Genomic DNA, 14,535 nt, shown 5'->3' on the forward strand with positions numbered 1-14,535 from the left:
CTGGCAGGGTCTGCGGCTCTGTCTTCCAACCCAACGTGTTGCACGAAACCAAGAGGGATTTGCGGATGCTGTATATCCAGCGCAATGAGCAGGGCCAGCTGACGCGCGTCGAAGCCGCCGAGTTCGAGGGAATGAACGGCACCTTGCCGGCAGACGATCAAGAGGCATTGGCCTGGTATTCGAACCAGACCGTCGAAAGCAACCTGATGCAACTCAAGCAGAGCGATCTGGAGATGATCCGGGTAATCGACGACTTGATTTCAGTGCTGATGAATAAAGGCGTGCTGCGCATTACCGACTTGCCGCCGGCAGCGCAGAGCAAACTGCTCAGCCGTACCCAATCGCGTGAGGCGTTGGGCGGGCTGCATAAGCTGATTAATGATGACGATACCGGGGTGATCTAGCCCCGCTTATTGGCTGCCAAACATAGCGGTCCAATAAATGCCGGCGTCGCTGCGTGGGTCCAGCGCGTAGGCGGCGCCCAGCTCGCGGTATTGCGGGTTCATCAGGTTGGCGCAGTGGCCGGGGCTGGCCAGCCAGCCGTCGAGCACTTTGCGCGGGCTGTCGTTACCGGCGGCGATGTTTTCGCCAATGGCTTGACCGGCATAGCCAGCCAGCTCGGCGCGGTCGCCTGGGGTGCGGCCGTCGCGGTCTTTGTGGTCGAAGAAATTGCCGTTGGCCATGGCCCGGCTATGGGCTTCGGCGGCGCCGGCCAGGGTGTTGTTCCAACTCAAAGGCGCGGCTGCCGCGTAGGCCTGGGTGCCGCACTGGCGGGCCTGGTTACGCGCGGTGTTGATCATTTGCAGCAACTGTTGGCCTTGGCTTTGCCAGTCGCCCATGCGCGCCGTGAGCATCGGGCGGGCCAGGGTGATGCGCCACAAATCGCCTTCGCGGCGTACGCCGATATCCACGAATTGTGGGTCGAGAATCACGCGGCAGAAGCTTTCCTGAACCGCCTTCATCGCCGCATCGCTGTCACGCGCGCCCGCTAGGCTGATGGCTTGCACATTGACCATGGGGTAGCCGTTCTTGGCCAGTGCCGTCTGCAAACCGCCGAAGCTGTCCGAGCGCAGGCGCAGGCGCGGGTCGTCGGCCAGCGGCGGCAGCTCTGGCGAGGCCTGGCCTTCGCAGCGCTGAACCTGGCCGCGGTAGGCGTTGATGGCCTGCACCAGTTGCGTTTCATCATCAGCCCACACCGGCGTGGTAGTGAGTACGGACAACGACAACAACACGACTGGCACAACGGTTGAACGGACGCGCATGTAACTCTCCCTTTTGAGCGGACTGCCCCCATGATCAGCGATTTCGCCTGGCTCTGCCCCGGTCAATCCGCCGGAACTTCAGCGGCCAGCTTATTAGCAGAGCGTATAACGGCATGCAGGTTTATATGCCTAATCAGAGCGCAGCGGGGCGGGTAAGGTTCACCCATGCCACTGTGCCATGAGTGTCGGCGAACACGGCGCCACACGCTATAGCCCGATAGACAACGGAGCGTTTCACCCCGGCAAGTGTCTAGCATAGGACTTGGCCGCCCGCCGCACCCCTTGGGCATTGGCCCGACTGCAACAGATCGATCGCTACACGCCGAATTTTCTTCGCCCACGTTTTGCGTATTTGGAGGTTTTCATGCTCACCATTGGTTATGCCGCCCAAACGGCCAAATCGCCCCTGGCACCATTCAAATTCGAGCGCCGCGCCCTGCGCCCGAACGATGTCGCGATGGAAATTCTCTACTGCGGCGTGTGCCATTCCGACCTCCACCAGGCACGGGATGACTGGGGCTTCAGCACCTTCCCAATCGTGCCTGGCCACGAAATTGTCGGCCGCGTCACCGAGGTGGGCAGCGCGGTGAAACGCTACAAGGTCGGCGATGCCGTGGCCGTGGGCTGCATGGTCGATTCCTGCCAGGAGTGCGACCAGTGCCGCAAAGGCGAAGAGCAGTTGTGTCGCCAGGCCAACACCCAGACCTACAACAGCCGCGACCGCATTACCAAAGAACCCACCTACGGCGGTTACTCCAAACATTTGGTGGTGCGTGAAGAGTTCGTGCTGCGCGTGCCCGACGCGTTGGACCTGGCCAAAGCCGCGCCGCTGTTGTGCGCAGGCATCACCACCTATTCGCCGCTGCGCACCTGGAATGTCGGGCCCGGCAGTCGCGTTGGGGTCATCGGCCTCGGCGGCCTGGGCCACATGGCGGTGAAACTGGCGGCCGGCATGGGCGCGCAAGTGACCGTGCTCAGCCGCAGCAGTGACAAACAAGCCGACGCTCTGGAGCTGGGTGCCGACGCGCTGCTGGTGTCCTCCGACAAAGACGCCATGAAAAAAGCCGCGTCCAGCTTTGACCTGATCATCGACACGGTGCCGGTGCGCCACGACGTGTCGCCATACATGTCGCTGCTGGATGTCGACGGCACGCTGGTGATCGTCGGCCAGATCGGCCCCATCGACCAACAGATGACCCTGCCCTTCGTCCTTGGTCGCCGCCGCTTGGCCGGTTCGCCCATTGGCGGCATTGCTGAAACCCAGGAAATGCTGGATTTCTGCGCGCGGAAAAACATCCTTCCGGACTGCGAAATGATCCGCATGGATGAGATCAACGAGGCGTTCGAACGCATGGAGCGCTCGGACGTGCGCTATCGCTTCGTCATCGACATGGCCTCGCTGGCCTGAGCCACCCTGGCGCTGCGCCCGCGCAGCGCCAGATAAAAAGCCATGGGCAAGGCCCGGGCGGGCTGGCTATGATCGGAGCCCATGAATAGCGCCACGCCGATCCGCCAACCCTGCCCGCCTGGTGTCTGCATTTGCCGACTGGAAGAACTGCGCACGGCCGCTGACGCCGACCTGCGTATTGTGCGACTCACCCGCCTGGAAGAGAAAAAGCTGCTCGAACGCCTAGAGCGCATCGACAGCCTGGCCGACCTGGAACACATGTGCCGGCGCATGCACGAGCAATTGGGCATTCGCCTGGACATCGGCCCCGGGCACACCGAAGTGCGCACCATGCGCGGCATTGCCATCTATGTGCACGACCTGCCAGGCCTGTGCCGCAAAACCCGCCAAGCCATTCCAGCCGCCATTCGCCGTGGCCTGGAACACACTCCGCAAATTGCCTTCGACCTGCTTAACGCCAACGACCTGCTGCGCGACGCTTAACGCCGCCGCCCGGAAGGTGTCAACGCAGCCGCCAGCGCCTCCAGCAGCGCGCTGACCTTCGGTAGGTTTTGCCGGGTTTTGAGCCACACCAGGTTGATCGGCGAGCCCTCCAGCGCCAAGTCCGGCAGCACTTGCACCAGGCTGCCGCTGTGCAGGTGGTCTTGCACCAGCCACAGCGGCAACTGCGCGATGCCCTGCCCGGCCAGCACCGCCACCACCTGCGCTTCGCCGTCGCCCACGGCAATACGCCCCGGCATTACCCGCCGCTCGCGGTCGCCGGCGTGCTCGCCGGAAAACAGCCACGGGTTCACGCCGCCATCGCTGCGCCCATACACCACGCAGCTGTGCTGCTCGAGGTCGGGCACGGTGCGCGGCTCGCCGTGCTCGGCCAGATAGCGCGGCGCCGCGCAGAAAATCAGGCGCTCTGCGCCCAGGTAACGGTGGCCAAGGGCGATGGGCCATTCATCGGGGCCACCGATGCGCACGAGGATGTCGATGCCCTCTTCCACCGGATCGACGAAGCGGTCGGAGAACGACACATGGGGGTGCAACAGCCCGTGCTCGGCGACGAAGTCGAGAATCACGGGCAGCACATGCAGACGGCCGAACGAGGCGGGCAAATCGACCCGCACCTTGCCGCACGGTTCGCCATGTTCGGTGTGCAGCGCCAGCTCGGCTTCTTCCAGTTCGGCTAACACACCCGTGCAGGTTCGGTAGAAATCCACCCCCGCTTCGGTGAGTGCCAGGCGCCGGGTGGTGCGTTGGAACAGCCGCGTGTTGAGGCGCGATTCGAGCCGCGCAATGCCTTTGCTCACCGCCGAACTGGTGAGGTTCATGCGCTCGGCCGCGGCGGTAAAGCTGCCGGCATCGGCTACGCAGACGAACAGATCAATACCTTTCAAGCGTTCAGAGGAAAACATGGCGCGCCTTCATTAAGGAATTCTGGTCACAGCAGTCGGGATAAACCAGCGCAAATCGGAACTGCATTCGCTAATAAGCTTGCCGCCTGGTTTTCTCAAGAGCAACTGACGATGCAATCTTCCACTTCAACGGCTTCTACCGCCGCCGCCGCGTCCAAGGCGGCACCTCGCGCCGGTTTGTCCATTCTGATTCTGGCGATCGCCGGCTTCATTATTCTCACCACCGAGTTCCTGATTCTGGGTCTGCTGCCAGCCTTGGCGCGGGACCTGAATATCTCCATTCCTCTGGCCGGCCAGCTGGTCACGCTGTTTGCCTTTACCGTGATGCTGTTCGGCCCGCTGCTCACGGCCAAACTGGCGCACCTGCCGCGCAAAAAACTCTTTGTGTTCGTGCTGCTGGTGTTTGTGGCGTCCAACGCGCTGGCCGCCGCGTCGTCGTCCATTTGGGTGCTGGCGGTGGCGCGCTTTATGGCGGCGCTGTTCTTGCCGGTGTTCTGGAGCACGGCCAGCGAAACCGCAGGCCAACTGGCCGGACCGGGCAACAGTGGCAAAGCGGTTGCCCAGGTGTACATGGGCATTTCTGCCGCCTTTGTGTTTGGCATTCCGCTGGGCACGTTGGCCGCCGACGCGCTGGGCTGGCGCGGCAGTTTCTGGCTGTTGGCCGGCGCCGCATTGTTAATCGCCCTGCTCATTCAATTGGTAATGCCCGCCATGCCTGCCGCGCCTGTGCAAGCCAGCGGCAAACGCCAGACCGACATCCTTAAACAACCGCGCTTCCTGGCCCACGTGTTGCTCTCAACGCTGGCCTTCACCGCCATGTTCACCGCGTACACCTACCTGGCCGATACCCTTGAACGCCTAGCGGCGATTCCGTCGGCGCAGGTGGGCTGGTGGCTGATGGGCTTCGGCGCCGTCGGCATGCTCGGCAATCACCTGGGCGGGAAAATGGTTGATCGCAACCCACTCGCCGCCATGGTGCTGTTTCTGCTGATGCTGGCTGCCGGCATGCTCGCCGCCGTGCCCGCTGCCGGACACACGTTCTGGCTGGTGGTGGCGCTCACCGCGTGGGGTGTTGCGCATACCGCGCTGTTCCCGATTTGCCAGGTACGCGTCATGCAGGCTGGCGCCAGTGCGCAGGCCTTGGCGGCGAGCATGAACATTTCCGCCGCCAACGCTGGCATTGGCCTTGGCGCTATTTTCGGTGGTCTGGGTATTCGCCACTTCGGCCTGGAAAGCCTCGGCGTACTGGCGACGGTGGGCGCAGCGGCAGCCGTAGTGGTGGCATTGCTGATGATGCGCCGTCCAGCGTAAGCGCTTCATGCGATTTGCATGGCGGCCGTAGGGCAATCGTGCAAATTGCTAATGGCAGGCTGATTGCAAAACTGGCGCAGCCCCCGAATTTACTGGGCTGCAAGCGGTTTCAAAAGTTGGCACGTCTGCTGCTCTATGTTCTACAACGACTTAAAACCCCCATGGAGCGGTGAAAAATGAAATATCCCGTTAAGCACCTGTTCAACGCCTTCCCGACTTACGAAATCACGTTCAGCCCACGTCCAGACACTTCGGTGCTGTTGACCCTGAAAAACGCCCGCGAAACCTTCACCAAGGTGATCGAGCCGGCGATGATTTTTAACGAGAAGATGGTCGGCCGCCTGATTCGCGAACTGCGCCGTGACATGCGCATCGCCAGCGGCGCCCTAACCTTGAATGTTGAACAAGGTGCTTTCCTGGCGAACCGTGCCAACGAAGCCGCCCGCGCTCAACGCCAAGACTACGCACCCCGCGAGTGGCTGCGCGCTCAGGCCTAACTGTTTATAAGCAGGCTGCGGCGCACTCGCGCCGCCCTGTTGATGTGTTTTGGATGCACTGCTTAACGGATGGCTTGACGGACAAAGCCTTGCTCACGGATGAGCCCGATGCAGCTTTCTACTCCTCTCCTAGTGCCTTCAGCGCCCGCTCGCCATTCTTCGGTGATGCGCCGGTGCATCGTTCATATTTCCTGAACTAAAGTCAGCCCTCGTGGCCTACGCGTTAGCGAGGCAACAGGCGGTGTTCGTGTGTGTGTTGGATACACTTTCCTGCACAAGATGCGAACACTTCTTTACCGGAAGCCCGCCTTGCTGTATTTCGTCAAAACCTTCTTTAAGGGTGAAGGCCGTGTGCCATCAATGACACCGTCTGCGCCCGCCACTGCACCTATTAAAAGAACAGCCAACACAGGAGTTTCAGCATGGCCGCACTGGGTCAAGATGCCGTTCAGAAAATCAAAGCCGCCGAGTCGCAGCTGTCCCAAGAGTGGATCGCCTCGCTGCAAGCCACAGGCGGCACCCGCAATCTGAAAGAAGACGAACTCAAAGCCGACACCCGCGAATTCCTCAAGCTGATCAGCACCGCACTGGAAAACGGTGCCAGCGCCGCCATCGGCACTGCGCAGTGGGAAGACACCCGTCAGTTCCTCGAACGCCTGTCGCGCAGCCGCGCTCAGTTGGGGCAGGACTCCAGCCAGACCGCCAATTTTATTTTCGCCCTTAAAGGTCCATTTTTTAGCCTGCTGCAAAAAGAGTTCGGTGACCAACCCGCCGTGTTGGCAGCGCAACTGTTGCAAGCCTCCGAGCTGTTCGACTCCCTCGGCCTGCACACCATCCGCACCTACCAGGCTTCGCGCGAAGCAGTAATCCGTCGCCAGCAAGAAGAGCTGCTGGAACTGTCGACCCCAGTGGTGAAACTGTGGGACGGCGTGCTGGCGCTGCCGATGATCGGCACCCTGGATTCGCAACGCACCCAGGTGGTGATGGAGTCGCTGCTGCAACGCATCGTCGACACAGGTTCGGAAATCGCCATCATCGACATCACCGGCGTGCCGACCGTTGACACCCTGGTGGCCCAACACCTGCTGAAAACCGTGACGGCCATTCGCCTGATGGGCGCGGATTGCATCATCAGCGGCGTGCGCCCACAAATTGCGCAAACCATCGTGCACCTGGGTCTGGATCTGCAAGGCGTCGTCACCAAGGCTAACCTGGCCGACGCCCTGGCACTGGCGCTACGCCGTCTGGGCGTCACCGTGACCAAGGCGCAGTAATCATGGAGCGCATTCCCATTCTGCAGATGGGTCAGTTCCTGCTGGTCACCATTCAGGTGGACATGCATGACCAACTGGCCATGACCCTGCAAGACGATTTGTCCGAACGCATCAGCGCCACGTCGGCGCGTGGTGTTCTTATCGATATCTCCGCGCTGGACATGGTCGACTCGTTTATCGGCCGCATGATCGGCACCATCTCCGGGCTGTCGCGCATCATGGACGCCGAAACCGTGGTGGTCGGTTTGCAGCCGGCCGTGGCCATCACCCTCGTGGAACTGGGCCTGACCCTGCCGGGCGTGAGCACCGCGCTGAACGTTGAGCGCGGCATGAAGCTCTTGCGCGAGCGGGTTGGCGCGCAATGAACGTGCGCAACAGCGGCACGCAACCGGTACGCATTGAGCAAGACGTGGTAATGGCCCGGCAAACGTCGCGCAAGCTGGCCCAGGAATGCGGCATGCGCTTGATCGACCTGACCAAGCTGGTGACCGCCGTCAGCGAGCTGGCCCGCAACACCGTGGTGTATGGCGGTGGCGGCGACATGGACTGGCAAGTGCTCGACGACGGCGGCCGCACCGGCCTGCGCCTGACGTTTCGTGACGAAGGCCCCGGCATTCCCGACCTCAAACTAGCAATGACCGATGGCTGGACCTCCGGCAGCGGCATGGGCCTGGGGCTGACCGGCGCCAAGCGTCTGGTCGACGAGTTCGAGCTGGACACGGCGCCCGGCAAAGGCACCCGCGTGACGATCACCCGATGGACGTGAACCTAGGCAGCTCCCTCACCGTGGTGCTGCATGTGGATGACGAAAGCCAGGTCGGGCACGCCCGCCGCGTGGTGCAGAAGCTGGCTGAAGACAGCGGCTTCAACGCCAACGATGCGGGTCGCGCGGCCCTGGTGGCCACCGAACTCACCAGCAACCTGCTCAAGCACGCCGGCCGTGGTGAGCTGCATGTGCGCACGCTGCCTTTTTCCGAGGCCACTGGCATTGAGCTGGTGGCGGTGGATCGCGGCCCAGGCTTCGAGCTGAACGACTGCCTGGCGGACGGTTTTTCCACCGGCGGCACGCAAGGCATTGGCATGGGCGCGGTGGATCGGCAGTCGGATGTCTTCGATGTGTTTGCCGACGCCCGTGGTGCGGTGCTGATGGCGCGGTTGTACCCGCGCGGCAAACACAGCGCCGACCTGCGCTTTGGCGTCACCCAGCATTCGCTGCACAACGTACCGGCGTGCGGCGATACCTGGCATCTGGTGGTCAAGGACAACCATGTCAGCGCAATGATCATCGACGGTCTCGGCCATGGGGAAGAAGCCGAAGAAGCCTCGCGTGCTGGCGAAGTCGCCTTCGCCGCCTCGCCATTTTCAGTGCCGGTGGTACTGATTGACGATATGCACCGGGCCATGTGCGGAACCCGAGGTGGCGCGGGCGCCGTGGCGCAATACAACGCCAACACGGGCAGCCTGCATTTCGCCGGCATCGGCAATATCGGCGCTACGCTTATAACTGCCGACAAGAGCCGTGGCCTGGCTTCGCACCCCGGCATTCTTGGCGCCCAGTTTCGCAAGGCACAGGGCTTCGACTTCGCCGACTGCGGCGGCCAACTGCTGGTGATGTTCAGTGACGGCTTGCAGTCGCGCTGGAACCTGCGCGACTACCCCGGCCTGGTGCACCGCCACCCCGCCGTGATCGCCGCCGTGCTGCACCGTGATTTTTGCCGGGGCCGTGATGATGTAACCGTATTGGTCGTTCCACTGGAGGCAGCCAATGGCTGACAGCGATATTCAGGCGCGCCTGCAGGCCGTGCTGGCTGAAAACGAAGCGCTGCGCGCCGAGCTCGAAGAAACCAATCAGGGCGTGCTGGCCTTGTATGCCGAACTGGATACGCAGGCCGATGAATTGCGCCAGGCGTCGGATTTGAAAAGCCGCTTTCTCTCGTACATGAGCCACGAATTCCGCACGCCGCTGGGCTCGATTCTGAGCATCACCAGCCTGCTGGATGACGAACTGGACGGGCCATTGAGCCCCGAGCAGCACAAGCAGGTGGGCTTTGTGCGCACCGCCGCCAGCGAGCTCAGCGACATGGTTGACGACCTGCTCGACCTGGCGAAAATCGAGGCCGGGCGTATCAGCATTTCGCCGGACTGGTTCGATATGTTCGATCTGTTCTCGGCGCTGCGCGGCATGTTCCGCCCCATCGTCGATGGCAGGTCCGTGGATCTGGTGTTTGCCGAGCCGGTGAACATGCCCAGGCTCTACACCGACGATAAAAAGCTGGCGCAGATTCTGCGCAATTTCATTTCCAACTCGTTGAAGTTCACCCAGCGCGGCGAAGTGCGCGTGTCCGCGCGTCTGGAAAGCGACACCGAAGTGCGCTTTGCCGTGTCGGATACCGGGATTGGCATTCCAGCGGAAATGCACGGCACGCTGTTTGAAGATTTCTCGCAAGTGGACTCACCGCTGCAGAAACGCTTCCGTGGCACCGGCCTGGGTCTGTCATTGTGCAAACGCTTCGCCGCGTTGCTGGGCGGGCGCGTTGGCGTGGAGAGCGAACCCGGCGTCGGCTCGACCTTCTACGTGATTATTCCTTTTGCAATTGGTCAGGAAAAACCCGATGAAGACTGACGTTCATTTGCTGATCGTCGACGACAACGTAGCCACGCGGTATGCCTTGCGGCGCCGCCTTGAGCAGCAAGGCTATGTCATCGACGAAGCCGGCACAGGTGCTGAAGGCCTGGCGCTGATTGCAGCAAATGAGTACGACGGGTTGATTCTCGACGTGAACCTGCCGGACATGACCGGCTTCGATATCGTGCGCGAGATCCGCCAGCACGCGCGAACCGAACTGGTGCCGGTCATTCACGTATCGGCTGCCTCGATTCAGACCCACGACATTGTCACCGGCCTTGAAACCGGCGCCGACGCCTACCTGACGCACCCCATCGACCCCGAAGTGTTGATGGCGACGCTGCGCACCTTGTTGCGCGTGCGTGACAGCGAAAACGCGCTGCGTGAAAGCGAAGCGCGCTTCCGCGAGATTTTCCGCAACGTGTCGGCGCCCATTGCCGTGATCGACGAACAACTCAACGTCATCGAGAGCAATCAGGCGTTTGCCCAGTTGCTTCACGGCGACGAACGCCTGCTCGAACACATCGGCGCAGGCCAGGACGAGCCGTTGATCGAACTGCGCAAACAGGTGCTGGCCGGCGAACGCTGGAAAGGCACCCTAACGCTGCAACTCAACGGCGAAAACCGTGAGACAGAGTGGCAGGTTTCGCCCTATCGCCTGCCCGGCCACAGCCTGGTGTTTGTTGAAGACGTGACCGAACACCGCGAACGTGATCGCGTCCAGCGCCAGCAGTTGGACAAAGCCCACAGTCGCATCGCCCAGGAAGTCGCCGAGCGTGCGCGTACCGAAGAACAACTGCTGCAAGCGCAAAAAATGGATGCCCTCGGCAAGCTCACCGGCGGCATCGCCCATGACTTCAACAACATGCTCACCGGCATTATTGCCGCCGTGGAATTGATGAAGCGTCGCGTTGAAGACCAGCGCTACGACACCCTGATGCGCTACGCCGACGCCGCGCTGAGTTCGGCCAACAGTGCCGCCGCGCTCACCCATCGCCTGCTTGCCTTTGCCCGCCAGCAGCCGCTGGACACACGCCCCATCGATATCAACGAACACGTGCTGTCGCTGGAAGAAATGCTGCGACGCACCATTGGCGAACGCATTTCCCTGACGCTGGAACTCACCGCCGGCACCTCGATTGCGATGGTCGACCCATTCCAGTTCGAGAGTTCGGTACTCAACCTGATCATCAACGCGCGCGATGCGCTGCCCAAAGGCGGCAGCATTCGCATCGCCACCTACGCGACGGTGGTTTCAGGGAACGCCAAGTTGGAAGACGGCACCTATATCGCCCTGTCGGTTCGTGACGATGGCGTTGGTATCGATGAGTCAGTGATCGGCAAAGTCTTCGACCCGTTCTTCAGCACCAAGCCGGTGGGCCAAGGCACCGGCCTGGGCCTGTCGAGTATTTATGGTTTTGCCCGCCAGTCGGGCGGCGATGTAAGCATTCGCAGCCGCATCAACAAAGGCACCGAAGTGGTGTTGCTGTTGCCGGCCGGCGATGCCTTGCCCGCCACTGAAGCCGCGCCAGCGTCCAAGCCGCAACAAGGCAGCGGTGAGCATGTGCTGATCGTTGAAGACCTGGCCTCGGTGAGCGCGCTGATGTCGGAAATTCTCAGCGATGCCGGCTACACGTTCACCCAGGTGTACGACGCGGAAGGCGCGGTGCAAGCGTTGAAGAACGACCCCTCCATCGACTTGCTGCTGACCGACATCGGCCTGCCGCGCATGGACGGCCGCGACCTGGCCGCCCTTGCCCGCACCATGCGCGCTGGCTTGCCGGTGCTGTATGTGTCGGGCTACGCCGAAAACGCCTTGGACCGCCAGGATCTGGCCGGCACCGGCATGGACATGCTCAGCAAGCCGTTCAACAGCAACGACCTGCTCGAACGCATCCGCGCACTCCTCGACCGCTAACGGGCGCCATTAATCGACTTGCTCGATAAATCTGCGCCCATAAAAAAGCCGCCCTCGGGGGGGCGGCAAATAAAACCAAAGGTGATGAAGGGAGCAAGGCACCGAATTAGTGTCTGAATTCAGTGCGTTGGGGATTCATCGCGGCCAAGAGTAAGCCCCAGCCCGCCAAACGCACCATTAATAGCGTCGATAGTAAAAATTGAAATAAGCAGTTTTACCGATGATTTCAAACCGCGTATTTATCCCATCCGCTGCATAGGCTGGGACTTCCTATAGCTCAATAACGTCCCGCCCGTGGTTCGCCTGCCCGCCAGGCCGACCCGATGCGCCGTGCAGCGCCTGCCGCCTTTAGCAACAACAACACATGCCAAGAACCGTTATTGGGAGCACCTATGTTCAATCGCACACGCATCGCGCTGGCCTGCGCGCTGGCCTCGCTGAGTCTTTCCCCGGCGTTTGCCAGTGAGCAATCCGAGTCCAAGGGCTTCGTTGAAGACAGCAGCCTCAACCTGCTGCTGCGCAACGCCTACTTCAACCGTGACTACAAAAACGGCGCCGCCGACCGCAAGGTCTGGGGCCAGGGCTTTATCGGCACGTTCGAGTCCGGTTTCACCCAGGGCACGGTCGGCTTTGGCGTTGACGCCTATGGCCTGCTGGGCATCAAGCTCGACAGCGGCCGTGGTCGCAATTATGGCGCCTTCTTCGACACCGATAGCGACGGCCACCCGGTAGACGACCTGTCTGAAGCGGGCGGCGTGGTGAAGCTGCGTATCTCCAACACCGTGCTGCGTTACGGCAACCAGTTCCCATCGTTGCCGGTATTGGCGTACGACGATTCGCGCCTGCTGCCGCAAGCGTTCACCGGCACCCTGGTGACCAGCAAAGAAATCGAAGGTCTGGAACTCAACGCCGGCCGCTTCACCGCTGACAGCCCAATGGGCGACGCCGCACGCGACCCGAACCGTCTGAAAAGCATCGACGTGATCGGCGGCAGCTATGTGGTCAACGACGCCCTGAGCGTGGCCGCTTACCACTCCGACGTGGAAGACACCTTCAAGAAGTACTACGGCAACGTGAACTTCACCCAGGTGCTGAGCGAAGACCAGGCGCTGAACTTCGACTTCAACATCTACCGCACCGACTACGACGACAACGCCCAAGCGGCGCTGGATTTCGGCGGCGACGGCAACAACGACAGCAACACCCTGTGGAGCCTGGCGGCCAAGTACAGCGTCGGCGCTCACGCCTTTATCGTGGCGCACCAGCGCAGCAGCGGCGACGCGGGCTACGCCTACGACTACGGCGACGGCGGCAGCACCATTTACGTGGCCAACTCCTACTACTCCGACTTCAACCTGAAAGATGAAGAGTCGTGGCAGGTCAGCTACGAGCTGGACTTCACCGAGTACGGCGTCGCCGGCCTGAGCTACAAAACCGCCTACGTGCGCGGCAGCAACATTGATGCTGGCGGCGAGCAGGACGGCACCGAGCGCGAATTCTTCAACCAGGTGAAATACGTGGTGCAGGACGGCTCGTTGAAAAACCTGTCGCTGAAACTGCGTAACTCGATCTACCGTGCCGACCGCGACGTGGGCCCGAACCTGAACGAAGTTCGCGCGTTTGTGGAATACCCGCTGGAAATCTTCTGACAACCGCGCCGGCATCGCTCGGCGCCACGTTGACAGCGTACGGGGTGAGCAGTGGGAAACCGCTGTTCACCCCGTTTTCGTTTCAGCACATCGGTGCAAGCAGCGGGCGCCTTCACCCGCCACTATCGAGCCTCCCCAAAATGGGCCTGCGTGCCCACCTGACAGAGGCTCGCCATGCGCACCACTCGCTCGAACGCCGCGTTGTTGCTCACTCCAGTTCTACTGCTGGGCGCAGCCCTGGCACCGTTTGCCGCACAGGCAACACCGCCTGCACAGATAAAAACCCAAGCGCCCGGTTTCCAGCGCGTGGCGGTGGGCGACTATGAAGTAACGGCGTTGTTCGACGGTTACAACGACCTTGGGCCGTCGTTGCTCAAAGGCTTGTCGCAGAAAGAAATCCGCGCGCTGCTGGCACGCAAAAACATCACGTCGGTCGGCGTACAAACGGCGTTCAACGCCTTTCTGATCAACACCGGCAAGAATCTGGTGCTGGTTGATACCGGCGCCGGCAAATGCATCGGCCCGACTGCTGGCGGCTTGCCGGACGTTATCCGCGCGGCGGGCTACAGCCCCGATCAAGTCGACACCGTACTGCTCACCCACATGCACCTGGACCACGTGTGCGGGCTGGTCGACGACAAGGGCGCAGCGGTATTTGCCAACGCCGACGTGTACGCGGCAAAAGCCGAAGCCGACTTCTGGCTGAGCAAGGAAAACCTCAACAAGGCACCGAAAGAGGCGCAGGGCTTCTTCCAGATCGCGCAGAACTCCACCGCGCCGTATGTGGCAGCCGGCCGCCTGAAAACCTTCACGCCGGGCCAAGCACCAATTCCTGGCGTAAGCACCCTGAACCTGGCCGGCCACACGCCGGGCAGCACCGGCTATGCCTTCGAGTCCAACGGGCAACGCATCATTTTTACGGGCGACATCATTCACAGCTTCGCCGTGCAGTTTGCCCATCCGGAAGTGAGCATCGGCTTTGATAACAACGGCACCGAAGCCATCGCCGCGCGCAAGAAGTTGTTCACCCAAGTGGCGCGTGACAACACCTGGGTGGCCGCCGCCCACCTGCCCTTCCCGGCCATCGGCCATATCCGCGTAGAGGGCAAAGGCTTCGCCTGGGTGCCGGTGGAATTCGGGCCTTATCAGCGCGCCGCAAAAGTACCGTTGGTGGAATAACGCCTGGG

General features: G+C 61.8%; 15 protein-coding genes. 13 read left to right on the forward strand and 2 right to left on the reverse strand.

Annotation, left to right across the window (positions count from 1 at the left end; genetic code table 11):
* The first annotated feature begins 65 nt into the window (after window positions 1-65).
* Window positions 66-404: a tryptophan synthase subunit beta gene (locus ACZZZU_RS08375; protein ID WP_122494002.1), complete on the forward strand. Its 339-nt coding sequence runs from the start codon at window positions 66-68 to the stop codon at window positions 402-404.
* Between the two features lie 6 nt (window positions 405-410).
* On the opposite strand, the gene ACZZZU_RS08380 is transcribed toward ACZZZU_RS08375, so the two are convergent.
* Window positions 411-1,262 (reverse strand): CAP domain-containing protein, encoded by an 852-nt coding sequence (locus ACZZZU_RS08380; protein ID WP_463383568.1) that lies wholly within the window; start codon window positions 1,260-1,262, stop codon window positions 411-413.
* A gap of 364 nt (window positions 1,263-1,626) precedes the next feature.
* Between ACZZZU_RS08380 and ACZZZU_RS08385 the strand changes: the two genes are divergently transcribed.
* Both ACZZZU_RS08385 and ACZZZU_RS08390 read left to right on the forward strand, forming a co-directional pair.
* Complete coding sequence (locus ACZZZU_RS08385; protein WP_122494743.1) at window positions 1,627-2,670, forward strand: NAD(P)-dependent alcohol dehydrogenase; 1,044 nt, start codon at window positions 1,627-1,629, stop codon at window positions 2,668-2,670.
* 81 nt (window positions 2,671-2,751) lie between these two features.
* Window positions 2,752-3,153 (forward strand): hypothetical protein, encoded by a 402-nt coding sequence (locus ACZZZU_RS08390; protein ID WP_463383569.1) that lies wholly within the window; start codon window positions 2,752-2,754, stop codon window positions 3,151-3,153.
* Here the strand turns inward: ACZZZU_RS08390 and ACZZZU_RS08395 are convergent.
* Complete coding sequence (locus ACZZZU_RS08395; RefSeq protein WP_463383570.1) at window positions 3,150-4,073, reverse strand: LysR family transcriptional regulator; 924 nt, start codon at window positions 4,071-4,073, stop codon at window positions 3,150-3,152. The genes ACZZZU_RS08390 and ACZZZU_RS08395 overlap by 4 nt on opposite strands.
* 111 nt (window positions 4,074-4,184) lie before the next feature.
* On the opposite strand from ACZZZU_RS08395, the gene ACZZZU_RS08400 reads away from it, so the two are divergent.
* From ACZZZU_RS08400 to ACZZZU_RS08445, 10 genes are all read left to right on the forward strand, one after another.
* Window positions 4,185-5,384, forward strand: coding sequence for an MFS transporter (locus tag ACZZZU_RS08400; RefSeq protein WP_463383571.1), 1,200 nt, complete (start codon window positions 4,185-4,187; stop codon window positions 5,382-5,384).
* A 176-nt stretch (window positions 5,385-5,560) separates the two neighbouring features.
* A complete protein-coding gene (locus ACZZZU_RS08405; protein ID WP_122494007.1) occupies window positions 5,561-5,881 on the forward strand; it encodes a DUF3509 domain-containing protein in 321 nt (106 codons plus the stop codon).
* Between the two features lie 422 nt (window positions 5,882-6,303).
* Window positions 6,304-7,155, forward strand: coding sequence for an STAS domain-containing protein (locus tag ACZZZU_RS08410; RefSeq protein WP_463383572.1), 852 nt, complete (start codon window positions 6,304-6,306; stop codon window positions 7,153-7,155).
* Between the two features lie 2 nt (window positions 7,156-7,157).
* On the forward strand, window positions 7,158-7,520 hold the full coding sequence (locus ACZZZU_RS08415; RefSeq protein WP_122452678.1) for an STAS domain-containing protein: 363 nt from the start codon (window positions 7,158-7,160) through the stop codon (window positions 7,518-7,520).
* Window positions 7,517-7,921: an anti-sigma regulatory factor gene (locus tag ACZZZU_RS08420; RefSeq protein WP_463383573.1), complete on the forward strand. Its 405-nt coding sequence runs from the start codon at window positions 7,517-7,519 to the stop codon at window positions 7,919-7,921. The genes ACZZZU_RS08415 and ACZZZU_RS08420 overlap by 4 nt, the downstream gene beginning before the upstream one ends.
* The gene (locus ACZZZU_RS08425) at window positions 7,912-8,928 is read left to right on the forward strand and encodes an ATP-binding protein (protein WP_463383574.1); all 1,017 of its coding nucleotides are present in this window, start codon (window positions 7,912-7,914) and stop codon (window positions 8,926-8,928) included. Before ACZZZU_RS08420 ends, ACZZZU_RS08425 begins: the two co-directional genes overlap by 10 nt.
* Entirely contained in the window at window positions 8,921-9,778 is an 858-nt protein-coding gene (locus ACZZZU_RS08430; RefSeq protein WP_122494009.1) for an ATP-binding protein, read from the forward strand. Before ACZZZU_RS08425 ends, ACZZZU_RS08430 begins: the two co-directional genes overlap by 8 nt.
* A complete protein-coding gene (locus tag ACZZZU_RS08435) occupies window positions 9,768-11,699 on the forward strand; it encodes a response regulator (protein ID WP_463550334.1) in 1,932 nt (643 codons plus the stop codon). The genes ACZZZU_RS08430 and ACZZZU_RS08435 overlap by 11 nt, the downstream gene beginning before the upstream one ends.
* 392 nt (window positions 11,700-12,091) lie before the next feature.
* A complete protein-coding gene (locus tag ACZZZU_RS08440; protein WP_463383576.1) occupies window positions 12,092-13,348 on the forward strand; it encodes an OprD family porin in 1,257 nt (418 codons plus the stop codon).
* Between the two features lie 174 nt (window positions 13,349-13,522).
* Window positions 13,523-14,527 (forward strand): MBL fold metallo-hydrolase, encoded by a 1,005-nt coding sequence (locus ACZZZU_RS08445; RefSeq protein WP_463383577.1) that lies wholly within the window; start codon window positions 13,523-13,525, stop codon window positions 14,525-14,527.
* Window positions 14,528-14,535 lie beyond the last annotated feature (8 nt).

The organism is Pseudomonas sp. AC136 (assembly GCF_979258585.1).